Below are 22586 nucleotides of genomic sequence, written 5' to 3' on the forward strand. Positions count from 1 at the left end.
CGAGCCTCTGCGCCCAGCGTATGGACCCAGTCTGAGCTACTCCGACTTGCTCGATGTTGTCGACGGAGGCGAGCCTGGTCCAAGTCGCGTTCTGGAGGATGCTGGACGAGCCATTGCTGTCCCGCTCGCTCCCGTCGCGACGTTCGTGAATCCGTCGGCTGTGGTAGTCGAGGCTGGTTCCCATCACGCGTCGATGACGGTCATCGAGGGAATCATGTCCTACCTTCGCCATTCGATGGCGCCATTCATTCGTGAGGCGCTCGTCTTGCGACCGGCGACGCTCGGCGCATCGGCGAGCGATGTCGGCGCGCTTGTCCTGGCGCGAAGCCGTGCCCTTGGGGATCCTGAGCTCAGCCGGCGGTTCGCCAAGCTCCAACTCCCACTGCCGCTCAGCACTTGAGCACCCGCGCTCGAAGTTGGTGTTAACACGTAGTCCACGACCCACGCGTGGTAGCGGCGCCACCCCCACGGTCTCCGCGCGCGCGGCTGCATACACCTTTGATCAAGATTCAGACCCGATCGGCGTCACGGTGGGTCTATGGTCGGTGTCGTCACACATCCAACCGAGGGCGCGCAGTAGGGTGCCGGGTGGTACAAAGCGGTGTGTCGCGCGTCGGGACTGCTGAAGGTTTAGGTGACTCCTGACTTGTGGTGGCGCTGGTCGCCGCTGGAAGGATGTTCATTGTGCCGAGGCCGTATCCGAAGGAGTTCCGAGATGATGTCGTCGCGATCGCGCGGCGCCGTGAGGCGTCGTTCGCGCAGGTCGCGAAGGACTTCGGGATCTCTGAGACGTGTGTTCAAAACTGGGTCCGCAAAGCCGACATTGAGGATGGTGTGAAGCCGGGATCGACGGCGGCTGAGAACGCGGAGCTGCGGGAAGCGAGAAAGCGGATCAGGTTGCTCGAGCAGGAGAACGAGGTTCTGCGTCGCGCGGCCGCATATCTGTCGCAGGGTGCTCTCCCAAAATGATCTACCCGCTCGTCCGCGAGCTGGCCGCGACCGGCGCCCCGATCAGGGTGCCGGTCGCGGTGACGTGTCGGGTGTTGAAGATCGCGAAGCAGCCGTACTACCGGTGGCTGAAAGACCCCGTTTCGGATCGAGACTGGGACGAGGCGCATCTGATCGACGCAGCCCGCGACGCGCATCAGGAAGATCCGACTTTCGGGTATCGGTTGATCGCAGACGAGCTCGCCGATCTCGGGTTCGAGGCCTCCGAGCGGCGGGTGTGGCGAGTGTGCTCGCAGAACAAGATCGTCTCGGTGACGGCCCGGAAGAAGCGAGGCAAGGGAATAAAGGCGGGCCCGCCGGTCCACGACGATCGCGTGCAACGCGTGTTCACCACTGACGCCCCCGACCGGCTCTGGTTGACCGACATCACCGAGCACTGGACCGGCGAGGGCCGTCTCTACTGCTGTGCAATCAAGGACGTGTTCTCGAACCGGATCGTGGGGTACTCGATCGCCGATCGGATGACCGCCGACCTCGCCGTCTCGGCCCTCCGGATGGCCGTCCAACGCCGTCGACCTGTCGGAACGACCGTCCACTCGGACAGGGGCAGCCAGTTCCGAAGCCGCCGCTTCGTGCTGGAATTGCACCGGAACGGCCTCGTCGGCTCGATGGGTCGTGTCGGCGCTGCCGGCGACAACGCCGCAATGGAGTCCTTCTTCGCCCTGCTGCAGAAGAACGTGCTCAACACCCGCTCCTGGCCGACCCGCCTCGAACTGCGCCTGGCGATCGTGACCTGGATCGAAGCGACCTACCACCGTCGCCGACGCCAGCGTTCCCTCGGCCGTTTGACGCCAGTCGAGTTCGAAGCCATCATGACCACACGGGCCGCGTCCGCGGCCTAACCAGAAGAGTCACCAAGACCTTCAGCAGTCCCAGTGGGGTGGGGCGGCAGGAGCTGCGGGCGGTAGAGGTTGGGTGCGATGGGTTGACGGGGGAGTGGGAGGGTATCACTATGAATATAGGTATTTTGCGAGCGGGGAGTGATCGATGAGTGGACAGAAGCTCGACGGCAAGGCGGCGGCAGCCGCGATCAAGACCGAGCTGCGCGAGCGTGTCGCAGCACTGCGCGAGCGTGGCATCGTGCCGGGCATCGCGACGGTGCTCGTCGGCGCCGACCCGGCCTCGCAGCTGTACGTCGGGATGAAGCATCGGCAGTCCGAAGAGATCGGCATGAACTCGATCCAGGTCGAACTGGCCGCCGATGCCACCCAGGCAGAGGTCGAAGCGGCCATCGAAGCGCTCAACGACGACCCCGCCTGCCACGGGTACATCGTGCAGTTGCCCCTGCCGAAGCACCTCGACACCGATGCGATCCTCGAGCGCATCGACCCGGCCAAGGACGCCGACGGGCTGCACCCGACGAACCTCGGCCGCCTGGTGCTCAACGTCAACGAGCCCATCACCACCCCGCTGCCGTGCACACCGCGCGGGGTCATCGAGCTGTTGCGACGCAACGACTACGACCTCACCGGCAAGCACGTGGTCGTCGTGGGCCGCGGGGTGACGATCGGCCGGCCGATGGGGCTGCTGCTGACCCGCCGCGACGTCAACGCCACCGTGACGCAGGTGCACACAGGTACTCCCGACCTGTCGCCGTATCTGCGGCAGGCCGATGTCATCGTCGCCGGTGCGGGCGTCGCCCACCTCGTGCGGCCCGAAGACGTCAAGCCCGGGGCCGCCGTGCTCGACGTCGGCGTGACGCGCAAGACCGACCCCGCGACCGGTAAGAGCCGCGTCTACGGCGACGTCGCACCAGGCGTCGACGAGGTCGCCGGGTACCTGTCGCCGAATCCCGGCGGGGTAGGGCCGATGACCGTCGCCCTGTTGATGACGAACGTGGTCGAGGCGGCCGAGCGCGCGGCCACCGCGGCTTAGCCCGCAACGCCGCCGCGCGACGCCGGGGAGATGGTCACTCCGGGGCCGGCGGCGCCCTCTGCCGACGTGGCGGGCTCTGTCGCGCCGGGCGTCGTGCGATACATCGCCGACAGCAGGCGGTACGGCCTCGTCGTGAAGGCGAGGAGAGCGGCCACCACCGTGATGAGCCCCGCGCACAGCCAGAACCACGGCCCGCCGTCGTGATGTTCGCGGCGGCCGTGTCGACCAGCACGTGCACGAACGTGCGCATGCCGCGCGCCGGCACGTGCGGGGTCGGCGCCTCGGTCTCGAGGCCAGGCATGTCAGCGCGTGCAGGTGAAGCCTCCGACAGCGAACAGTGCCCCTGACCCGATCAGGCCGTGAAACGGGCGAGGAACGCGCGCGTGCGCGCCTCGCGCGGCGCGCCGAAGACCTCGGCCGGGGTGCCCTGCTCGGCGATGCGGCCCGCGTCGAGGACCACGACGCGATGGGCGACATCGCGCGCGAACGCCATCTCGTGCGTCGCCATGAGGATCGTCGTCCCCTCCGCCGCCAGACGGCGCACGAGCTCGAGCACCTCACCGACGAGCTCTGGATCGAGCGCGGAGGTGATCTCATCGAGCAGCAGCACCTCGGGGTCGGTGGCCAGGGCACGTGCGATGGCGACCCGCTGCTGCTGACCACCCGACAGCCGATCGGGGTGCTCGCGGGCCTGGCCGGCCAGGCCCACCCGGTCGAGCAGCGCGAGGCCCCGGGCATCCGCAGCGGCCCGTGGCATCCGCTTCACCACCCGTGACGCGAGCGTCACGTTGTCGAGCACCGACAGGTGCGGGAAGAGGTTGTAGCTCTGGAACACGATGCCGAACCGGGAGCGCACCCGGTTGGCGTCGACGCGGGGGTCGGAGATGTCCTGCGCCCCGAGCAGGATCTGCCCGTCGTCGATCGGCTCGAGCAGGTTGAGACAGCGCAGCAGCGTGGATTTGCCCGAGCCGCTCGCGCCGATGATCGCGACGACCTCGTGCGACGCGAGCGTGAGCGATACGCCCTGCAGCACCGGCTTGTCGCCGAACGACTTGTACAGGTCGACGGCCCGCAGCAGCGCGCTCACAGCAGCGACCCCGTCTGCTCGCGCTCGCGCAGGCGCGCGGTGTACCAATCGGTGAGTCGGATGGTGGGGATCGCGAGCAGGATGAACAGGATGCCGGCGACCACATACGGCGTGAAGTTGTACGTCTGCGCGGTCACGATCTGTGCGGCGCGCACGGCGTCGACCGCGCCCAGGATCGAGATGAGCCCGACATCCTTCTGCATCGCGACGAAGTCGTTCATGAGCGGCGGCGTCATCTTGCGCAGCGCCTGCGGCAGCACGACGCGGCGCAGCGTCGCGACATACCCGAGGCCGAGCGCGCGGGCGGCCAGGCGCTGCGACGGATGCACCGCCTCGATGCCCGCGCGGATCACCTCGGCCACGTAGGCCGAGTAGGTGAGCGTCACGCACAGGGTGCCCAGCACGATCGGATGGATGCGCGTGCCGACCAGCGTCGGCAGACCGAAGCCGAACAGGAACAGCACGATGATGAACGGCAGCCCGCGGAAGATGTCGGTGTAGGCGGCGGCCAGCACCCGCAGGGGGAAGAACACCGGCCCGCGGAGCGTGCGCAGCACGGCGAGCAGCAGGGAGCAGACCCCGACGGTCACGACCGACAGGCCCAGAACCTGCAGGTTCAGCAGGAAGCCGTCCCACACCCGCGGTAGGGCCTGCAGGGCGACGGCCGGGTCGAAGAACGCGCGCTGCACGTCCGACCAGGCGGGCGTGTTGATCACGATCGCCCACACGATCGCCGCGAACGCGACCGTCGAGGCGATCGCAACGAGCACCGACTGCTGCGAGCGGCGTCGACGGTAGGCGCGCCGATCGAGCTCGAGCGCGCTGGGCTGGTGCGTGGTCACGGAACGACGCTAGCGCGACGTCACCGCAGCAGGGTGACGCCCTGACCCGAACCGAGCCACTCGTCGGTGATCGCGGCCAGCGTGCCGTCGGCACGCAGCTCGTCCAGTGCGGCGGTGACCCGCTCGGTCAGCGGCGAATCCTTGGGCAGCAGCAGGCCCCACTCGTCGGGCACGCCCGCCGCGGGCAGCTCGCCGACGATGAACGAACCCTCGATGTACACGCCCGTCGCGTAGTAGGCGGTCGGCAGGTCGAGCACGATCGCGTCGATCTGGTTCGCCTGCAGCGCGGCGACCGCGTCCTCGTTCGAGTTGTACAGCTGCGGGTCGACGTTCGGCTGCACGGCCTCCTCGATCGTGGCGGCGCTGGTCGACCCGGCCATCGCGCCGAGCACGAGGTCCTTGAGACCGTCGATCGAGTCGACACCGTCGGCGGCACCGCCCTCGATCGCGACGACCGCCTGACTGGCCTGGTAGTACGATGACGAGAAATCGACAGCCTGCGTGCGCTCGTCGGTGATCGTGTACTGCTGGATGTTGACGTCGAAGCTCTTCGGGCCGGGCGCGATCGCCGACTCGAAGCTCGTGCGCACCCACTCGACGTCCTCGGGGGCGAAGCCCAGCTTGTCGGCCACGGCGTAGGCGACAGCGGCCTCGAAGCCCTCCCCGGATGCCGGGTCGTCGTCGATCACGTACGGGTAGTACGCGATCTCGCCGGTGGCGATCGTGAACTTCCCGGGAGTGAGGTAGCCCTCGTCGTCGGTGCTGGCGGCGCTGCAGCCGGCGAGGCTCAGCGCGACGGTGACGGCGGAGACGGCGGCGAGCGAGCGCCAGACGGAGCGGGACATTCCCCCATTCTTGCGTCGACGGCGGGATGTCGGGCGCACCGGAGACGGATTGTTACAGGCTGTCGAGCATGCGGCGCTGCTCCTCGGTGAGTCCGTCCTTGAGCTCATGGCGCGCCGCCTGTGCCTGGGGCGACGGCGGAGCGGGCGCGGCATCCACCGTCTTTGTCGATCCGGTGGCTTTGTCGTACAGCTCGCCGGCCGTGGCCTCGACCTTGTCGTCGATGAGATCGTAGATCGCCCAGCCGACCAGCAGGATGAGCGGTGGCAGGATGTAGCCCAGGAAGAATCCGCGGATCGTGACGCCCGACAGGATCACCGTGAGGATCCAGACGATGAACGCGATCGCGACCGCGAGCCCGATGCCCACGAGCTTCTCGCCCAGCTTCGAGCGACCCTCGGCACCCTTGGCCGCCATCGACCCGAACCACTTCGCGATGAGCGGCTTGACCCAGATCACCAGCGCGGTCATGACGATGCCCGCCCACAGCGCAGCCCAGCCCACGCGCGCGGGCGTGAACCAGCCGACGATCAGCAGCACCACGACGTTGAACACGAGCAGTGAGACGAACCGCACGATCCACTTCTTCATGCGTCCAGATTGTCACGGATTCCGTGCCCGCGGCCACTGTCAGTAGGAGGCGCGCTCGGAACCGGATGCGGCGGCCCAGCGCGCGGCGAGCGCCTCTGAGCCGCGGGCCAGCAGCGCGACGTCGGCGCCGACGGCGAGGAAGTCCGTGCCGGCATCGACATAGGACTGCGCCATGGTGGGGTCGAACGCGTTCACGCCCACCGGCGTGCCGGCGGCGTGCACGGCGGCGAACGTGCGCAGCACGGCGGCGGTGACATCCGGGTGCGATTGCTCGCCGAGCAAGCCCATGGACGCCGCGAGGTCGCTCGGGCCGACGAACACCGCATCGACGCCGTCGACAGCGGCGATCTCGGCGGCCGCGTCGACGCCCGAGGCGGTCTCGATCTGCACGGTCAGCGACACGTGCTCGTCGGCGTTCGCGAGGTAGTCGTCGACGCGGTTCCAGCGCGCCGAGCGGGCCAGTGCCGAGCCGACCCCGCGCCGCCCGCGCGGCGGGTACCGTACCGCCTCGACGACGGCGCGCGCCTCGTCTCCCGACGAGATCATCGGCACCAGCACGTTCTGCGCCCCCAGGTCCAGCACCTGCTTGAGCGTCACTGGATCGGCCGACGGCACGCGCACGACCGGGGTGATCGGGTACGGGGCTGATGCCTGCAGGATCGCCACGATCGACTCAAGCCCGAGCGGGGAGTGCTCACCGTCGACGAGCAGCCAGTCCATGCCCGAGCCGGCGCAGATCTCTGCGACCAGGGGGCTGCCGCTGCACACCCAGACGCCCGCGAGCGGTGAGGAGCGGTGGGCCAGCACGTCGCGGAAGGTCGGGCTCAGACGAAGCGACATGTGACGACTCCCATCGGTCCATAGTCGCAGCGCACCGTGTCGCCGCGCTCGACCCACATGGGCCGTGTGAACGACCCGGCGAGGATGATCTCGCCCGCCTCGAGTCTGGCACCGTGCTGGTGGAACTTGTTCGCCAGCCACGCCACCCCGGTCGCTGGGTGGCCGAGCACGCCGGCGGCGACGCCGGTCTCCTCCACCTCGCCGTTGCGGTACAGCACGCCCGGCACCCACGGCAGGTCGACCTCGTCGGGGCGCCTGCGCGTGTCGCCGAGCACCATCGCACCGTAGGCCGCGTTGTCGCTGATCGTGTCCACGATCGTGCGGCCCTCGAGCTCGATGTGCGAGTTGAGCACCTCGAGAGCAGGGACGACGACGTCGGTCGCGGCGAGGGCGTCGGCGAGTGTGCAGTCGGGGCCCTCGAGCGGCGCCTTCAGCACGAAGGCGAGCTCGACCTCGATGCGCACGTTCGAGAAGTGGTCGAACGGGATGTCGCTCCCGCTGGGATACACGGTGTCGTCGAACATGACGCCGTAGTCGGGCTCGGTGATCCCGGTCGCCTGTTGCATCGCCTTCGAGGTCAGCCCGATCTTGCGGCCGACGAGGGTGCGGCCCGCCGCGAGGTTCGCGTCGCGCCACACCCCCTGGATCGCGTACGAGTCCTCGATCTTCGCGTCGGGGTAGCGCGCGGTGATCCGGGGGATGACCCCGTGCGTGCGGTCGGCCTCGGCGAGTTCGGCGGCGATCTGCGCGACCGTGTCGGCGTCAAGCATCCGCTTCTCCTACAGCTGGTGGCCGAGCTTGTACTCGCCCTGCTTCCACGCCGGCATCTCCTCCTCGCCCCGGCGCGTGTAGGAGAAGCCGTCAGCGCCGATGGTGGCCTCCAGCTCGTTGTCCTCCTCGCGCGTGACGAGCGGCTGCGGGTTGCCGTCGAGATCGAGGACGAGGGATGCCTCGGTGTACCAGGAGGGGACGACGGGGTTTCCCCAGAAGTCGCGGCGCTGGTTGTCGTGCACATCCCACGTGACGACCGGGTTGTCGGGGTCACCGGTGTAGTAGTCCTGCGTGTAGATCTCAACCCGGTGCCCGTCGGGGTCGCGCAGGTACAGGTAGAACGCGTTCGACACGCCGTGCCGGCCGGGGCCCCGTTCGATGCGGTCCGAGATGCGCAGCGCGCCCATCTTGTCGCAGATGGCGAGGATGTTGTGCTTCTCGTGGGTGGAGAATGCGACGTGGTGCATGCGGGGGCCGTCGCCGCCGGTCATGGCTGTGTCGTGCACGGTGGGCTTGCGACGCATCCACGCGGCGTACACGGTGCCCTCTTCGTCCTGGATGTCCTCGGTCACGCGGAAGCCGAGGTCCTGCATGAACTTCGTGGCCCGCGGCACGTCGGGGGTGACCTGGTTGAAGTGGTCGAGGCGCACCAGCGCACCCGGGGTGTACAGGTCGTAACGCCATGCGAGGCGCTCGACGTGCTCGACATCGTGGAAGAACTCGTACGGAAAGCCGAGCGGGTCGACCACGCGCACCGCATCGCCTATGCCCTTGACGAAGCCGTCGGGGTTGCGGCGCACCTCGCAGCCGAGCTCCTCGTAGAACGCGACGGCCTTGTCGAGGTCCTCGGGCGTGCGCACCCGGTACGAGAACGCGGCGACGGCCGCAACCGGGCCCTTGCGCAGCACGAGGTTGTGGTGGATGAACTCCTCCAGCGAGCGCAGGTAGATCACCTCGTCGTCCTCGGCGGTGACGGTGAGGCCGAGCACGTCGACGTAGAACGCGCGCGATGCGGCGAGGTCGGTCACCACGAGCTCCATGTACGCGCAGCGCAGGATGTCGGGGGCGGGTGCCTTCGGTGTCGGCACCGGGTTCTTCGAGTGGATCGGCGCTTCGGCGCTCTGGTAGAAGCCTGAAGAGGTCAGCGTCATCTCGTCGCGATTGGTCATGTCAGTGTCCTTGCTTCTGCTTTCCGAAACTGGGGTTGTGTACGTCGCCGAGCGTGATGTGCACGGCCTGCTGGTCGGTGTAGAAATCGATCGAGCGGTACCCGCCCTCGTGCCCGAGGCCCGACGCCTTGACGCCGCCGAACGGAGTGCGCAGGTCGCGCACGTTGTTCGAGTTGAGCCACACCATGCCCGCCTCGACCGCCTGCGCGAAGTTGTGCGCGCGCTTGAGGTCGTTGGTCCAGATGTAGGCAGCCAGGCCGTACTTCGTGTCATTGGCCAGGGCCAGCGCGTCCTCGTCGGTGTCGAACGGCGTGATCGCGACGACCGGGCCGAAGATCTCCTCCTGGAAGATGCGCGCGGTCGATGGTACGTCGGCGAAGACGGTCGGGGCGACGAAGTTGCCCTCGGGGAAGGACTCGGGGCGCCCGCCGCCGGCGACCAGCCGGCCCTCGGTCTTGCCGATCTCGACGTAGCTCATGACCTTCTCGAAGTGCTCGGGGTGCACGAGCGCGCCCACCTCGGTCGCCGGGTCGTGCGGGTAGCCGACCTTCACGCGCTGCGCCTGCGCGGAATATCGCTCCACGAACTCGTCGTAGACCTCACGCTGCACGAGGATGCGGCTGCCGGCCGTGCAGCGCTCGCCGTTGAGGGAGAAGACCCCGAAGACGGTGGCGTCGATCGCGGCATCCAGATCGGCATCCGCGAACACGACCGCCGGGCTCTTGCCGCCCAGCTCCATCGACAGGCCCTTCAAGAACGGCGCCGCGTTGCCGAAGATGAGCTGGCCGGTGCGGCTCTCGCCCGTGAACGAGATGAGTGGCACGTCCGGGTGCTTGACCAGCGAGTCGCCCGCGTAGCCCTCTTCGCCGAAGCCGTTCACCAGATTGAACACGCCCTGCGGGAGCCCTGCCTCTTCGAAGATGCCCGCCCACAGCGACGCCGACAGCGGCGTGAACTCGGCGGGCTTGAGCACCACCGTGTTGCCGGTCGCCAGTGCCGGTGCCAGCTTCCACGACTCCAGCATGAACGGCGTGTTCCACGGCGTGATCAGGCCCGCGACGCCGATGGGCTTGCGGTTGACGTAGTTGATCTGCCGGCCCGGCACCTTGTAGGTGTCGTCGGACTGCGCCACGATCAGGTCGGCGAAGAACCGGAAGTTCTCGGCCGCGCGCCGGGCCTGCCCCAGCGCCTGGCTGATCGGAAGGCCCGAGTCGAAGCTCTCGAGCTCGGCCAGCCGCGCGTCGCGGGACTCGACGATGTCGGCGATCTTGTGCAGCACGCGCGAGCGCTCGCGGGGGAGCATGCGCGGCCACGGGCCCTCGGTGAATGCACGCCGGGCGGCCTGCACGGCGCGGTCGACGTCGGCCGGTTTGCCCGAGGCCGCCTGCACGTACACCTCGTTGGAGACCGGTTCGAGCACACCGAACGTGTCGCCGTCGAGCGAATCGACGTACGCGCCGTCGATGTAGTGCTGCAGGCGCTCGGGCAGCTCGGCGGGCACGTGGCGTGCCTGGAGCGCGGGATCAGTCATCGTTCTCTCCTTCTCGGGGGGACAGCTTGGGCAGCCCCAGGGTGTCGTCCGCGTGTTCGTGGGTCATATAGGCGTCGAGGGTCGCCGCCCGGTGCCGCCGGGCGGCCTTCTCGATCGTGCGCAGCGGGGCGGAGGCCTCGATGAGCTGCAGGATCTCTTCGTGCTCGATCACCGACTCCTGCGCGCGCCCTGGCACGAAGCTGAACGTCGAATCGCGCAGGTGTCCGAGACGCGCCCACTCGGCATTGACGAGATCGAGCATGCGAGGGTTGGCAGACTTGGTGAACAGTGCGGCGTGGAACTGCTGGTTCAGAGCGGTGAACCGGCGAGGATCGAAATCCGCGAGCGTCGCGGCCATCTGCTCGTTGATCGCGCGGGCGGCGCGCACGTCTTCCTCGGTGAGGTTGCGTGCCGCCAGCGCGGTGGTGGCCCCCTCGAGGATGCTGAGCGCCTGCATGCTGAACCGGTACTCCGAGTCGTCGACCATCGATACGCGCGCGCCCACGTTGCGCTCGAACGTGACAAGACCCTCGGCCTCGAGCTGGCGGATCGCCTCGCGCACCGGTACGACGCTCATGCCGAGGTCGGCGGCGATCGTGCCCAGCACGAGGCGGTAGCCCGGCGTGAAGTCCTGGCGCGAGATGCGCGTCTTGATCCACTGGTAGGCACGCTGCGACTTGCTGAGTGTGCCCGCCGTCGCCGCGGTGAGGTCGGTCATCGATCGCCTGCCGTCTCGACCTCGTACTTCGCACGCCACTCGGCGTTCATCGGGAAGAGTCCGTCGACGGGGTGGCCCTCGGCGACGCGCGCGGCGATCCAGGCGTCCTCGTCCTCCTGCGCGAGCGCGGCGTCGACCACCTCTTCGGCGAGGTCGGCGGGGATCACGATGACGCCGTCGGCGTCACCGACGATGATGTCGCCGGGCACCACGGTCGCACCGCCGCACGCGACGGCGATGCCGGTGTCCCATGGCACGTGCTTGCGGCCGAGCACCGCGGGGTGGGCTCCGCTCGTGTACACCGGGATGCCGACCGCGGTCACCGCGTCGATGTCGCGCACGCCGCCGTCGGTGACGATGCCGGCGGCGCCCGCGGCGTGGGCGCGGATGGCGAGGATGTCGCCGAGCGTGCCGGAGCCGGTCTCGCCGCGCGCCTCGATCACGAGCACCTCGTCGGGGCCGGCCGCGTCGAACGCGCGCTTCTGGGCGTTGTAGCCGCCGCCGTGGCTGGTGAAGAGGTCTTCGCGGCCGGGGACGAAGCGCAGCGTCGTGGCGATGCCCACGAGTTTGGCGGTGGGATGCAGCGGGCGCACACCGTCGATCGACACATTGTTCAGCCCGCGCTTGCGCAGCTGGCCGGAAAGACCCGCGACCGGGCATCGCCGGAGCTTGTCGCGCAGCTCGGGCGCCAGCCCACCACTCGCCGAAACTCCTGTTCTGGTGTGCACAGGGTCATCTGCTTCAGATTCTCCTGCCTCGGCCAGAACAGGAGTTTTGGCGGAGGGGGTGCCCCAGGCATCCGCTCGCTGCTGATCATCGACGGATGGGAGCGATCCGATCGCCTCGTCGTACCCGGGGCCATCGCCCTGGGCGACCGTGGTGACCAGACGGCCGGACGTCGCGCCGGTGGCGGGGGAGTCGACCTCGATCTCGACGACGTCGCCGGGCACGAGCACCGACGAGCCGGCCGGGGTGCCGGTGAGGATCACGTCGCCGGTCTCGAGCGTGAAATGCTGCGACAGGTCGGCGACGAACTGTGCGAGCGGGAAGATGAGGCCCGCGGTCGTGTCGTCCTGCACGAGTGCGGTGTTGACCCACGTGCGCACGCGCAGCGCACCCGGGTCGACCGTACGGGCGTCGATGAGGCCGGGGCCGATCGGCGTGAAGCCGTCGCCGCCCTTCGAGCGCACGTTCGAACCCTTGTCGTTCGCGCGCAGATCGTAGACGCCGAGGTCGTTGGCGGCCGTGACCCAGGCCACGTGCCCCCACGCGTCGGCGAGCGGCACGTCGCGGGCCGGCGTGCCGATGACCAGTGCGATCTCGCCCTCGAAGGCCAGCAGCTCGGTGCCGCGCGGGCGCTCGACGACGCCGCCGGACGCGGCGACCGAACTGGATGCCTTGAAGAAGTAAGAGGGTGCGGCCGGGCGGCGCCCGCGCTGGTCGGCACGGGAGGCATAGCTCAGGTGCACCGCGATGATCTTCCCGGGCCGGCCGGGCAGCCCCGAGAACCGGGGATCGGTGTTCGCCGCGTCGATGTCGGTGGTCATGAAGCTCCTTCGCCCCTTGCGTTGTATCTGAAATCGTATATGATCGTCGGTGTTCCGGCAAGTGGCGTGCAGACCCGCCCCGGAATCCCCGACACAGCCGTCGCCACAGATGAAGGAGTCCACATGTCCGCGACACCACCGCCCGGGTTCACCCCCACGGGCACCATCTCATCCCCCAGGGATCGCCGCCGTGTCGTGTTCGCCACGGTCATCGGCACCACCGTCGAGTGGTACGACTTCTTCGTCTACGCCTCGGCGGCCGGCCTCGTCTTCGGGCAGCTGTTCTTCGCCGGCCTCGGCGCGAACAGCCTGCTGATCTCGTTCGCGACGGTCGGCGTGAGCTTCCTGTTCCGCCCGCTGGGCGCATTCCTCGCCGGGCACCTCGGCGACAAGTACGGCCGCAAGTTCGTACTGATGCTCACTCTGATCCTGATGGGCGTGGCCACGACCCTCATCGGCGTGCTGCCCACGGTTGAGGTCATCGGCGTGTTCGCACCGATCCTGCTCGTGCTGCTGCGCATCCTGCAGGGCGTCTCGGCCGGCGGTGAATGGGGCGGGGCCGTGCTCATGGCCGTCGAGCACGCGCCGAGGACCCGTCGTGGTATCTTCGGCGCGTCGCCGCAGATCGGTGTGCCGCTGGGTCTGCTGCTCGCCTCGGGAATCATGGCGCTCATGGCGATCATCGCCCCCGGCGATGCCTTCGTCGCTTGGGGCTGGCGCATCCCCTTCCTGCTCAGCGTCGTGCTCATCGTCGTTGGCTACTACGTGCGCCGCCGCGTCGAAGAGAGCCCGGTGTTCGCGGAGCTGGCCGAGCGCAAGGAGAAGGCGCAGATGCCGATCGTGCAGCTGTTCAAGAAGCACCTGCTGCTCGTGATCATCGCCGCCCTCGTGTTCGCCGGCAACAACGCCGTCGGCTACATGACCACCGGCGGGTACATCCAGGGCTACGCCACCAACCCCGACGGCCCGCTGCAGCTCGAGCGCGGTCCCGTGCTCTGGGCGGTCACCGGCTCGGCCGTCGTGTGGCTGCTGTCGACGCTGTTCGCCGGCTGGATCGCCGACAGGATCGGCCGGCGTTCCACGTACATCATCGGATGGGTCCTGCAGTTGGGCGGCGTGCTTGCGCTTTTCCCACTCGTGAACACCGGCAACGTCTGGCTGCTGTTCGCGGGTCTGGCGATCCTGACGATCGGGCTCGGCTTCACCTACGGCCCGCAGGCGGCGCTCTACACGGAGCTGTTCCCGGCCAGCATCCGCTTCTCGGGCGTGTCGATCTCGTACGCGATCGGCGCGATCGTCGGCGGGGCCTTCGCGCCCACCATCGCGCAGGCGCTCGTGCAGGCCACCGGATCGACCGAGTCGGTCACCTGGTACCTGCTCGGCATGACCGCAATCGGCCTCATCGCGACGCTGCTGCTGCGCGACCGCTCGGGCATCCCGCTCGGCCCCGATCACGAGGCCGAGCAGGCGAAGAGCCCCGTCTACGGGCTCGCGAAAGCGTAAGGGAGAGGGCGAATGCAGTTCCACCACCACGGATACGTCTCGGGGGACCCGCTGGTCCTCCCCGCCGAAGGCGCCGGCGTCGACCGCCCCGCCGACGTCCCGGACGAGGTCGACGTGCTCGTCGTCGGCTCCGGGCCGGCGGGCATGCTGCTGGCCGCGCAGATGTCGCAGTTCCCCGATGTGATCACACGCGTCGTCGAGGAGCGCGAGGGGCGGCTCGTGCTCGGCCAGGCCGACGGCATCCAACCGCGCAGCGTCGAGACCTTCCAGGCGTTCGGCTTCGCCGAGCGCATCATCGCCGAGGCCTACAACATCGGCTGGATGAACTTCTGGGGCCCCGACCCCGCAAACCCGCAGAACATCGTGCGCATCTCGCGCACCGAGGACTACGGGCTGAAGATCAGCGAGTTCCCGCACCTCATCGTCAACCAGGCGCGCGTGCTCGACTACTTCGCCGAGGCGGCCGCCCACGGCCCCGGGCGCATCGCGCCCGACTACGGCATCGAGTTCACTGGGCTCACCGTGCACGAGGAGGGCGAGTACCCCGTCGAGGTGCGGCTGGTGGACGGCGGGGCGGAGCGCACCGTCCGCGCGAAGTACGTCGTGGGCTGCGACGGCGCGCGCAGCCGCGTGCGCGAGGCGATCGGCCGCAAGCACCTCTGTGGCATCTCCGCCCACGCCTGGGGCGTCATGGACGTGCTCGTCAACACCGACTTCCCCGACTGGCGCACCAAGTGCGCGATCAACTCCGAAGCGGGCAACATCCTGCACATCCCCCGCGAGGGCGGCTACCTCAGCCGCATGTACATCGACCTCGGCGAGGTGCCCGAGGACGATGACCACCGCGTGCGCCAGACGCCGATCGAGGAGATCATCCGCAAGGCGAACGAGATCCTGCATCCGTTCTCGATCGACGTGAAGCAGGTCGCCTGGCACAGTGTGTACGAGGTGGGGCACCGGGTCACCGACAAGTTCGACGACGTCGACGTCGACTCCGACCGGCAGCCGCGCGTGTTCCTCACCGGCGACGCCTGCCACACGCACAGCGCGAAGGCCGGCCAGGGCATGAACGTGTCGATGCAGGACGGCTTCAACCTGGGCTGGAAGCTCGGGCACGTGCTCACCGGTCTCAGCCCCGCATCGCTGCTGTCCACGTACTCCGATGAGCGCCAGCCGGTGGCCCAGCAGCTCATCGACTTCGACCGCGAGTGGTCGAGCCTCATGGCACGCAAGCCCGAGGAGATCTCGGACCCGCAGGATCTCGCGAACTACTACCTGGCGACCGCAGAGTTCCCGTCGGGCTTCATGACGCAGTACCCGTCGTCGCAGATCACCGGCACCGACGAGCATCAGGTGCTCGCGGCCGGGTTCCCGATCGGCAAGCGCTTCAGGTCGTCGCCTGTCACCCTCGTGAGCGACGGCAACGCCGTGCACCTCGGTCACCACGCGCCCGCCGACGGCCGGTGGCGCATCTACGCGTTCGCCGACCGGCCGGGCATGGGCGAGTCATCCGCTCTCGAGTCGTTCGGCGAGTGGCTGGCCTCGCCGGAGTCGCCCGTCGTGCGCCACACGCCTCGTGGCGCCGACGCCGACGCCGTCTTCGACGTGAAGGTCGTCTACCAGCAGAGCTTCGCCGACATCGATGTCACCCAGGTGCCGGCGGCGTTCCGCCCGGTGTCGGGACCGTTGGCGCTGCGCGACTGGGAGAAGGTGTTCGCCGCCGCGCCCACGGTGTGGGCACCGACCGACATCTTCGAGGAGCGCGGGCTCTCGCGCGACGGTGTGATCGTCGTGGTGCGGCCGGATCAGTATGTGGCACATGTGCTGCCGTTGACGGCGACCGTCGAGCTCGCGGCGTTCTTCGAGGGGTTCATGGCGTTGCAGAGCTGAGCGTCGTCAGCCCGGTGACTGCAGCCCGTCCAGTGCGACCGTCAGCACATCGCGGGCCAGTTCGCCGGGGTCGACCGAGCCGTCGGGGCGGTACCACTCGACGAGCGAGTTGACCATCCCGAACACCAGGCGTGTCGCGACGGCGGCGTCGATGTCGGTGCGCAGGAGCCCTTCATGCTGCGCTTCGCGGACCAGTGCCGTCACGCGCTGGTCGAACGCCCGCCGGCGCCGCAGCGCGTCTTGCTCGACGGTCGTGTTGCCGCGCACACGCAGTAGCAGCGTCACCGACGGCTGCCGCGCGATGAGCACTTCGACTGCACCCTCGACGACGCCACGCAGGTGGTCGGAGGTGGTACCGGAGTCGGCCACCGCGCGATCGAGCGCGTGCTCGAGGGCGTCGAGTGCATCGTCGAGTGCGAGGCGCAGCAGCTCCTCCTTCGATGCGAAGTGGTGGTAGAGCGCCGACTTCGTGAGTCCCAGTCGGGATGCGACATCCGCCACCGACGTCGCGTCGTAGCCCTGCTCGTTGAACAGCTGCACGGCGGCGGCGAGCACCTGATCGCGGTCGTAGCCCGGACGGCCGCGGCGCGGGCGCGGGTCGGCGAGGTCGGTGCGGGAGGTCACGGGGACAGTCTGGCACTCCCTCGCGCGGGCCGCCGATGCCCACCCGATTACTGAACGAACGGTCTGCTATTCTGGGCGAGGTCCGCATCGGGGCGGGTCGAGGGGATGCCGATGGTCGAACAGCGACGAGATGCCGAGCCGCTGCACGTCGATCGGCGCGCCGACCGCGTGGTCGCGACGCTCGATCGCCCGGCGGCGCGCAACGCGATCGACCAGGACCTCGTCGACCGCCTTCACGCGCTGTGCGCAGAGTTGGAAGCCGACCCGCGGGTGCTCATCGTCACGGGCTCCGGCGGTGTGTTCGCCGCGGGAGCCGACATCGCCCAGCTGCGCGAGCGCGGTGCCGCTGACGCGCTCGAGGGCATCAACACGCGGTTGTTCGAGCGCATCCGCGATCTGCCGATGCCGGTCATCGCGGCGATCGACGGCTATGCACTCGGCGGTGGCGCCGAGTTGGCCTATGCTGCCGATCTGCGCATCGCGTCGCCGGACCTGAAGATCGGCAACCCCGAGACCGGGCTCGGCATCGTGGCCGCGGCCGGTGCGACATGGCGGCTGCCCGCGATCGTGGGCGAGGCGCGCGCCGCCGAACTGCTGCTGACCGGTCGCGTACTCGACGCCGGCACGGCACTCGCGTGGGGCGTCGTATCGGCGGTGCATCCGGTGGACGAATTGATGGATGCCGCGCACGCCCTCGCCGATCGCATCGCCACCAACGACCCGCTCGCCACACAGCACACCAAGCGGGCGCTGCGCGCCGGCCACGACGTCGAGGCCGTGCTGGCCCTGCAGGCCGAGCTGTTCGAGAGCCCCGAGAAGCACCACCGCATGACCGCGTTCCTGGAGCGCCCTTCGACAGGCTCGGGGAGCGAACAGAGGGCGGGGAGGGAACGGTGAGTCTTCCCCCACGAGTAGGCGTGCTCGGCGGAGGCCGGATGGGTGCGGGGATCGCGCACGCCTTCCTGCTTGCCGGGTGCGAGGTGACGGTGGTCGAGCGTGATGCGCAGGCCTCGGCATCCGCCCGCACCCGCGTGCTCGACAGCGTCGACCGTTCGCTCGCGCGCGGCGCCGCGGGAAGCAGGGACCTGTACAACGGGATGCTGCGCACCGCCGTGGACACGACAGCGTTCCCCGGCTGCGGCCTCGTCGTCGAGGCGGTGCCCGAAGACCGTGAGCTGAAGCTCGAGGCGCTGCGGCGGGCCGAGGCATCCCTCACGCCCGACGCCGTGCTCGCTTCGAACACCTCGTCCATCTCGATCGATGATCTCGCCGACGCCCTCGACCGGCCCGCGCGCTTCCTCGGGCTGCACTTCTTCAACCCCGTGCCGGCATCGACCCTCGTCGAGGTGGTCGTCGGTGCGGCCACCGATCCGCAGTTCGAGGCCCAGGCCCGGGCCTGGGTGACGGCACTCGGCAAGACGCCCATCGTCGTGCGCGATGCACCGGGCTTCGCGTCGAGCCGGCTCGGTGTCGCGCTGGCGCTCGAGGCGATCCGCATGGTCGAGGGCGGCGTGGCGAGCCCCGCCGACATCGACGCGGCCATGGAGCTCGGCTACCGGCATCCGGCAGGGCCCCTGCGCACCACCGACATCGTCGGGCTGGATGTGCGCCTGGGCATCGCCGAGGAGCTGCACGCGAAGCTCGGCGACCGTTTCGCACCGCCCGCGCTGCTGCGCCGCATGGTGGCCGAGGGTCGCCTCGGGCGCAAGAGCGGCCGCGGCTTCTACGAATGGAGTGACGAATGATCGACATCCTGCCCAGTTACGTGCGGGACGGCTGGTGGACCCCTTCGACAGACTCAAGGGGCGGGGGGACAGGCGCCGGGACCGTGGTGCGGGACGCCTCGACCGGCGCCCGCGTCGCCCGGATCAGCGCGGAGGGGCTCGACCTCGCCGTCGTGCTCGACCACGCGCGCACGGTGGGGCAGCAGAGCCTCGGCGCGCTGACGTTCCACCAGCGGGCACTGCTGCTGAAGCAGTTCGGCACCGCTCTGAACGACCGCAAAGACGAGTTGTACGACCTCTCGCTGTGCGCCGGCGCCACCCGTCGGGACTCGCTGAGCGACGTGGACGGCGGCATCGGCGTGCTGTTCACGTATTCGTCGAAGGGTCGTCGCGAGCTGCCCAACGGGCAGGTCTACCTCGACGGACCGGTCGAGCCGCTGTCGAAGGACGGGTCATTCCTCGGGCGGCATATGTACACGCGGCTACCCGGCGTCGCGGTGCAGGTCAACGCCTTCAACTTTCCGATGTGGGGGGCGCTCGAGAAGTTCGCGCCGGCGTTCCTCGCCGGGGTGCCGAGCGTTGTCAAACCCGCCACGCCCACCGCCTACATCGCCGAGGCGTGGGTGCGCATCCTCGTCGAGTCCGGCCTCCTGCCCGTGGGCTCGTTGCAGCTGGTGAGCGGATCGGTGCCGGGGCTGTTCGACCACCTCGGCCTGGGCGATCTCGTCGGGTTCACCGGCAGCGCCTCGACGGCCGAGCGGCTGCGGGCCCAGGCATCCCCCGACGTCCGCTTCACGAGCGAGACCGATTCGATCAACGCGTCGATCCTCGGCCCCGACGCGACGCCCGGCACGCCCGAGTTCGACGCGTATGTGAAGCAGCTGCTGGTCGAGCTGACCACGAAGGCCGGGCAGAAGTGCACGGCGATCCGCCGCGCGATCGTGCCGACGGGCCTCGTCGACGACGTGGTCGCGGCGCTGGGCGCGAAGATCGACGAGCGTGTCGTCGTCGGTGACCCGCACGCCGAGAACGTGACGATGGGGCCGCTGGTCTCGGTGGCGCAGCGCGACGAGGTGCTGCGGCAGGTGGAGAGACTGATGGATGCCGGCGGCACCCTGCTGCTCGGATCCACCGATACCCCCGAGGTCGTGCATGCCGACGGCAGCACCGGCCTCGCGCCCGACGGTGCGTTCGTGGCACCGATGGTGCTCGGGTTCGGGCGGAGCGACACCCCCGCCGTGCACGACCTCGAAGCCTTCGGGCCCGTCACCAGCGTCCTCGCCTACGACACCCTCAGCGAGGCTGCCGACCTCGTCGCCCGCGGCGGCGGCTCCCTCGTGACGAGCGTCGCCACACACGACCCAGCCGCCGCCGCCGAGCTGACGGCCCGCATCGCCGCCTACAACGGACGTGTGCTGCTGCTGGACCGCACAGATGCGCGCACCTCGACCGGGCACGGCGCCCCTGTGCCGCACCTCGTGCACGGCGGCCCTGGCCGCGCCGGCGGGGGAGAGGAGCTGGGCGGCATCCGCGCCGTGCTGCACCATATGCAGCGCACCGGCGTGCAGGGCTCGCCCGAGATGCTCACGGTGCTCACCGGGGTCTGGCACACCGGCGCCGACACGCGGGCCGACCGGCATCCCTTCCGCAAGTCCCTCACCGAGCTGCGCATCGGCGACCAGCTCGCCTCGGCCACCCGCGAGGTGACCCTGGACGACATCGAGACGTTCGCGCACTTCACCGGCGACACGTTCTACGCGCACATGGACGAGGAGGCCGCCGCCGCGAACCCGTTCTTCCCGGGGCGCGTCGCGCACGGCTACCTGCTCGTGTCGTGGGCGGCGGGGCTGTTCGTCGACCCCGGGCCGGGCCCCGTGCTCGCCAACTACGGGCTCGAGAACCTGCGGTTCGTCACGCCGGTGTCGCCCGGCGACGAGATCCGGGTGACGCTCACCGCCAAGCAGATCACCCCGCGCGAGACTGACGACTACGGCGAGGTGCGGTGGGATGCCGTGATCCTCAACCAGCACGACGACCTCGTCGCGCAGTACGACGTGCTGACCCTGGTGTCGAAAGCGCCGGCATGACCGGCATCGTCCCCGAGTACGCACACCTGCGCCCCATGCTGCAGCGCGACCGCGCGTCGGCGGCGCTCGGCATGGTGATCGAGCGCGATGAGCCGGGCCAGTCCGTCGTGCGCATGCTCGTGCGCGACGACATGCTCAACGGGTTCGCGATCGCCCATGGCGGTCTCGTGTTCGCCCTCGCCGACACGGCGTTCGCGATTGCGTGCAACGAAGACGACAGGGTGACCGTCGCAGCCGGTGCCGATATCACGTTTCTCAAGGCCACGCGCGCGGGGCAGACGCTCACCGCCACCGCGGTGCGTCGCATCCGCTCCGGACGCACCGGGCTGTACGACGTGACCGTCACCGACGAGACCGGCGACGTCGTGGCCGAGTTCCGGGGACGCTCGATGGCCACCTCTCGTACCGTCACCTGACCGCCGCGTCGGTCGTCGATCACGCCGAGAGCGCGGCCTCGACTCGCCGCGATGGGTTGCCGGACGGCACGGCTTGCCGAGGCATCCATCTGCTCATAGACTTACTGAACGGACGGTCTGTAATGTTCGCAGGCTCATGAGCCGGAACGGAGTCGACGATGACGACCGAGATGCTGCACGAGGCGGACGAGCAGGCGGCGTTCGATGAGCTGATCGACGCCGAGCAGCGCATCGAGCCGAGAGACTGGATGCCGGAGGCCTACCGCAAGACGCTGATCCGGCAGATCTCGCAGCACGCGCACTCCGAGATCATCGGCATGCAGCCCGAGGGCAACTGGATCACGCGCGCACCGAGCCTCAAGCGCAAGGCGATTCTCATGGCGAAGGTGCAGGACGAGGCCGGCCACGGACTGTATCTGTACTCGGCCGCGCAGACCCTCGGCATCACGCGCGACGAGATGACCGAGCAGCTGATCGAGGGCCGGGCGAAGTACTCGTCGATCTTCAACTACCCGACGCCCACGTGGGCCGACATGGGGGCCATCGGCTGGCTCGTCGACGGCGCGGCGATCGTCAATCAGGTGCCGCTGTGCCGCTGCTCGTACGGCCCGTACGGCCGGGCGATGGTGCGCATCTGCAAGGAGGAGTCGTTCCACCAGCGGCAGGGCTTCGAGATCCTGCTGACACTCATGCAGGGCACCGCTGCGCAGCAGCGAATGGCGCAGGATGCCGTCGACCGCTGGTATTGGCCGAGCCTCATGATGTTCGGGCCGCCCGACGATGCCTCGCCGAACTCGGCGCAGTCGATGGCGTGGCGGATCAAGCGGTTCTCGAACGACGAGCTGCGACAGCGATTCATCGGGATGCTGGTTCCTCAGGCGGAGATCCTGGGGGTGACCCTGCCCGACCCTGAACTGCGGTGGGATGAGGCGTCCGACCGCTGGCACACCAGCGAGATCGACTGGAACGAGTTCCGTGAGGTGCTGGCTGGGCGCGGTCCCATGAACGCCGAGCGGCTGCGCGTGCGCCGCGAGGCGCATGAAGACGGGGCCTGGGTGCGCGAGGCCGCCGCCGAGTACGCTCGCAAGCAGGCCGACCTCCGCGCCTCCCGAGCGCGTCGAGAGGCCCCGAGTCTGTCTCACCGCTCCCCGAGGCTGTCGAGGGGGGCGTGATGGCCACGCCCGGCGCCGACGACCGCGAGACCTGGCCCCTGTGGGAGGTGTTCGTGCGCGCCAACCGCGGCCTCTCGCACGTGCATGCCGGTTCGCTGCACGCGCCCGACGCGGAGCTGGCGCTGCGCAACGCCCGCGACCTGTACACACGCCGCGGCGAGGGCACCTCGGTGTGGGTCGTGCCCGCCGACGCGATCACGACGAGCGACCCGGACGCCAAGGGCACCTTCTTCGAGAGCCCGGCCGGCAAGAACTACCGGCATGCGCGGTACTACACCGCGTCCGAGGGGGTGCCGCACCTGTGATGCGCAGTTCCGAAGCAGGCGATCCGGTCGTTGAGCGAGGCGC

General features: G+C 69.2%; 23 protein-coding genes. 11 read left to right on the forward strand and 12 right to left on the reverse strand.

Going from position 1 to position 22586, the window contains the following annotated elements:
• The 3 genes from ACK5IN_RS07355 to ACK5IN_RS07365 all read left to right on the forward strand — a co-directional run.
• Positions 1–400 (forward strand): ROK family protein (locus tag ACK5IN_RS07355; protein WP_416895544.1); only part of this gene is annotated, 400 nt, incomplete at its 5' end.
• A gap of 284 nt (positions 401–684) precedes the next feature.
• A protein-coding gene (locus ACK5IN_RS07360) for an IS3 family transposase (protein WP_416895575.1) occupies positions 685–1850 on the forward strand; the annotation gives its coding sequence in 2 pieces (ribosomal slippage) (positions 685–958 and positions 958–1850; 1167 coding nt in all).
• Between the two features lie 145 nt (positions 1851–1995).
• Complete coding sequence (locus tag ACK5IN_RS07365) at positions 1996–2883, forward strand: bifunctional methylenetetrahydrofolate dehydrogenase/methenyltetrahydrofolate cyclohydrolase (RefSeq protein ID WP_416895545.1); 888 nt, start codon at positions 1996–1998, stop codon at positions 2881–2883.
• On the opposite strand, the gene ACK5IN_RS07370 is transcribed toward ACK5IN_RS07365, so the two are convergent.
• From ACK5IN_RS07370 to ACK5IN_RS07420, 11 genes are all read right to left on the reverse strand, one after another.
• Positions 2880–3038: a hypothetical protein gene (locus ACK5IN_RS07370; RefSeq protein ID WP_416895546.1), complete on the reverse strand. Its 159-nt coding sequence runs from the start codon at positions 3036–3038 to the stop codon at positions 2880–2882. The genes ACK5IN_RS07365 and ACK5IN_RS07370 overlap by 4 nt on opposite strands.
• Positions 3039–3235: 197 nt before the next feature.
• Positions 3236–3970 (reverse strand): amino acid ABC transporter ATP-binding protein, encoded by a 735-nt coding sequence (locus ACK5IN_RS07375; protein WP_416895547.1) that lies wholly within the window; start codon positions 3968–3970, stop codon positions 3236–3238.
• Positions 3967–4812, reverse strand: coding sequence for an amino acid ABC transporter permease (locus ACK5IN_RS07380; protein ID WP_416895548.1), 846 nt, complete (start codon positions 4810–4812; stop codon positions 3967–3969). The genes ACK5IN_RS07375 and ACK5IN_RS07380 overlap by 4 nt, the downstream gene beginning before the upstream one ends.
• A gap of 20 nt (positions 4813–4832) precedes the next feature.
• Entirely contained in the window at positions 4833–5657 is an 825-nt protein-coding gene (locus tag ACK5IN_RS07385) for a transporter substrate-binding domain-containing protein (RefSeq protein ID WP_416895549.1), read from the reverse strand.
• Between the two features lie 52 nt (positions 5658–5709).
• On the reverse strand, positions 5710–6246 hold the full coding sequence (locus tag ACK5IN_RS07390) for a hypothetical protein (protein ID WP_416895550.1): 537 nt from the start codon (positions 6244–6246) through the stop codon (positions 5710–5712).
• Positions 6247–6285: 39 nt separating this feature from the next.
• On the reverse strand, positions 6286–7086 hold the full coding sequence (locus tag ACK5IN_RS07395) for an HpcH/HpaI aldolase family protein (protein ID WP_416895551.1): 801 nt from the start codon (positions 7084–7086) through the stop codon (positions 6286–6288).
• Positions 7071–7856 carry a fumarylacetoacetate hydrolase family protein gene (locus tag ACK5IN_RS07400; RefSeq protein WP_416895552.1) on the reverse strand — a complete coding sequence of 262 codons (786 nt, stop codon included), beginning with the start codon at positions 7854–7856 and terminating at the stop codon, positions 7071–7073. Before ACK5IN_RS07400 ends, ACK5IN_RS07395 begins: the two co-directional genes overlap by 16 nt.
• Before the next feature lie 9 nt (positions 7857–7865).
• On the reverse strand, positions 7866–9026 hold the full coding sequence (hpaD, locus tag ACK5IN_RS07405; protein ID WP_416895553.1) for a 3,4-dihydroxyphenylacetate 2,3-dioxygenase: 1161 nt from the start codon (positions 9024–9026) through the stop codon (positions 7866–7868).
• Between the two features lies 1 nt (position 9027).
• The gene (gene hpaE, locus ACK5IN_RS07410) at positions 9028–10557 is read right to left on the reverse strand and encodes a 5-carboxymethyl-2-hydroxymuconate semialdehyde dehydrogenase (RefSeq protein WP_416895554.1); all 1530 of its coding nucleotides are present in this window, start codon (positions 10555–10557) and stop codon (positions 9028–9030) included.
• The gene (locus ACK5IN_RS07415) at positions 10550–11275 is read right to left on the reverse strand and encodes a GntR family transcriptional regulator (protein ID WP_416895555.1); all 726 of its coding nucleotides are present in this window, start codon (positions 11273–11275) and stop codon (positions 10550–10552) included. The genes hpaE and ACK5IN_RS07415 overlap by 8 nt, the downstream gene beginning before the upstream one ends.
• Positions 11272–12822 carry a fumarylacetoacetate hydrolase family protein gene (locus tag ACK5IN_RS07420; RefSeq protein WP_416895556.1) on the reverse strand — a complete coding sequence of 517 codons (1551 nt, stop codon included), beginning with the start codon at positions 12820–12822 and terminating at the stop codon, positions 11272–11274. The genes ACK5IN_RS07415 and ACK5IN_RS07420 overlap by 4 nt, the downstream gene beginning before the upstream one ends.
• A gap of 123 nt (positions 12823–12945) precedes the next feature.
• Between ACK5IN_RS07420 and ACK5IN_RS07425 the strand changes: the two genes are divergently transcribed.
• Entirely contained in the window at positions 12946–14325 is a 1380-nt protein-coding gene (locus ACK5IN_RS07425) for an MFS transporter (protein WP_416895557.1), read from the forward strand.
• A 12-nt stretch (positions 14326–14337) separates the two neighbouring features.
• A complete protein-coding gene (locus tag ACK5IN_RS07430; protein ID WP_416895558.1) occupies positions 14338–16215 on the forward strand; it encodes an FAD-dependent monooxygenase in 1878 nt (625 codons plus the stop codon).
• Positions 16216–16221: 6 nt separating this feature from the next.
• Here the strand turns inward: ACK5IN_RS07430 and ACK5IN_RS07435 are convergent, their stop codons facing one another.
• The gene (locus tag ACK5IN_RS07435) at positions 16222–16839 is read right to left on the reverse strand and encodes a TetR/AcrR family transcriptional regulator (protein ID WP_416895559.1); all 618 of its coding nucleotides are present in this window, start codon (positions 16837–16839) and stop codon (positions 16222–16224) included.
• Positions 16840–16950: 111 nt separating this feature from the next.
• On the opposite strand from ACK5IN_RS07435, the gene ACK5IN_RS07440 reads away from it, so the two are divergent.
• The 6 genes from ACK5IN_RS07440 (at position 16951) to paaB (ending at position 22543) form a co-directional block, all read left to right on the forward strand.
• Positions 16951–17736 (forward strand): enoyl-CoA hydratase/isomerase family protein, encoded by a 786-nt coding sequence (locus ACK5IN_RS07440; RefSeq protein WP_416895560.1) that lies wholly within the window; start codon positions 16951–16953, stop codon positions 17734–17736.
• Complete coding sequence (locus ACK5IN_RS07445; protein WP_416895561.1) at positions 17733–18584, forward strand: 3-hydroxyacyl-CoA dehydrogenase family protein; 852 nt, start codon at positions 17733–17735, stop codon at positions 18582–18584. Before ACK5IN_RS07440 ends, ACK5IN_RS07445 begins: the two co-directional genes overlap by 4 nt.
• The gene (gene paaZ / locus ACK5IN_RS07450; RefSeq protein ID WP_416895562.1) at positions 18581–20650 is read left to right on the forward strand and encodes a phenylacetic acid degradation bifunctional protein PaaZ; all 2070 of its coding nucleotides are present in this window, start codon (positions 18581–18583) and stop codon (positions 20648–20650) included. The genes ACK5IN_RS07445 and paaZ overlap by 4 nt, the downstream gene beginning before the upstream one ends.
• A complete protein-coding gene (gene paaI, locus ACK5IN_RS07455) occupies positions 20647–21066 on the forward strand; it encodes a hydroxyphenylacetyl-CoA thioesterase PaaI (protein WP_416895563.1) in 420 nt (139 codons plus the stop codon). Before paaZ ends, paaI begins: the two co-directional genes overlap by 4 nt.
• Positions 21067–21224: 158 nt before the next feature.
• Complete coding sequence (gene paaA / locus ACK5IN_RS07460) at positions 21225–22238, forward strand: 1,2-phenylacetyl-CoA epoxidase subunit PaaA (protein WP_416895564.1); 1014 nt, start codon at positions 21225–21227, stop codon at positions 22236–22238.
• A complete protein-coding gene (gene paaB, locus ACK5IN_RS07465) occupies positions 22238–22543 on the forward strand; it encodes a 1,2-phenylacetyl-CoA epoxidase subunit PaaB (protein WP_416895565.1) in 306 nt (101 codons plus the stop codon). Before paaA ends, paaB begins: the two co-directional genes overlap by 1 nt.
• The last annotated feature ends 43 nt before the right edge of the window (positions 22544–22586 follow it).

The organism is Microbacterium sp. (genome assembly GCF_047971895.1).
In the GTDB taxonomy this organism is placed as follows: domain Bacteria; phylum Actinomycetota; class Actinomycetes; order Actinomycetales; family Microbacteriaceae; genus Microbacterium.

What these genes read in the sequence shown, in the direction of transcription:
- ACK5IN_RS07365 (WP_416895545.1), top strand. Translation starts at nt 1,996, where the DNA reads ATGAGTGGACAGAAGCTCGACGGCAAGGCGGCGGCAGCCGCGATCAAG.
- ACK5IN_RS07385 (WP_416895549.1), bottom strand. Translation starts at nt 5,657, where the DNA reads ATGTCCCGCTCCGTCTGGCGCTCGCTCGCCGCCGTCTCCGCCGTCACC.
- ACK5IN_RS07390 (WP_416895550.1), bottom strand. Translation starts at nt 6,246, where the DNA reads ATGAAGAAGTGGATCGTGCGGTTCGTCTCACTGCTCGTGTTCAACGTC.
- ACK5IN_RS07395 (WP_416895551.1), bottom strand. Translation starts at nt 7,086, where the DNA reads ATGTCGCTTCGTCTGAGCCCGACCTTCCGCGACGTGCTGGCCCACCGC.
- ACK5IN_RS07400 (WP_416895552.1), bottom strand. Translation starts at nt 7,856, where the DNA reads ATGCTTGACGCCGACACGGTCGCGCAGATCGCCGCCGAACTCGCCGAG.
- hpaD (WP_416895553.1), bottom strand. Translation starts at nt 9,026, where the DNA reads ATGACCAATCGCGACGAGATGACGCTGACCTCTTCAGGCTTCTACCAG.
- hpaE (WP_416895554.1), bottom strand. Translation starts at nt 10,557, where the DNA reads ATGACTGATCCCGCGCTCCAGGCACGCCACGTGCCCGCCGAGCTGCCC.
- ACK5IN_RS07415 (WP_416895555.1), bottom strand. Translation starts at nt 11,275, where the DNA reads ATGACCGACCTCACCGCGGCGACGGCGGGCACACTCAGCAAGTCGCAG.
- ACK5IN_RS07420 (WP_416895556.1), bottom strand. Translation starts at nt 12,822, where the DNA reads ATGACCACCGACATCGACGCGGCGAACACCGATCCCCGGTTCTCGGGG.
- ACK5IN_RS07425 (WP_416895557.1), top strand. Translation starts at nt 12,946, where the DNA reads ATGTCCGCGACACCACCGCCCGGGTTCACCCCCACGGGCACCATCTCA.
- ACK5IN_RS07430 (WP_416895558.1), top strand. Translation starts at nt 14,338, where the DNA reads ATGCAGTTCCACCACCACGGATACGTCTCGGGGGACCCGCTGGTCCTC.
- ACK5IN_RS07440 (WP_416895560.1), top strand. Translation starts at nt 16,951, where the DNA reads ATGGTCGAACAGCGACGAGATGCCGAGCCGCTGCACGTCGATCGGCGC.
- paaZ (WP_416895562.1), top strand. Translation starts at nt 18,581, where the DNA reads ATGATCGACATCCTGCCCAGTTACGTGCGGGACGGCTGGTGGACCCCT.
- paaI (WP_416895563.1), top strand. Translation starts at nt 20,647, where the DNA reads ATGACCGGCATCGTCCCCGAGTACGCACACCTGCGCCCCATGCTGCAG.
- paaA (WP_416895564.1), top strand. Translation starts at nt 21,225, where the DNA reads ATGACGACCGAGATGCTGCACGAGGCGGACGAGCAGGCGGCGTTCGAT.
- paaB (WP_416895565.1), top strand. Translation starts at nt 22,238, where the DNA reads ATGGCCACGCCCGGCGCCGACGACCGCGAGACCTGGCCCCTGTGGGAG.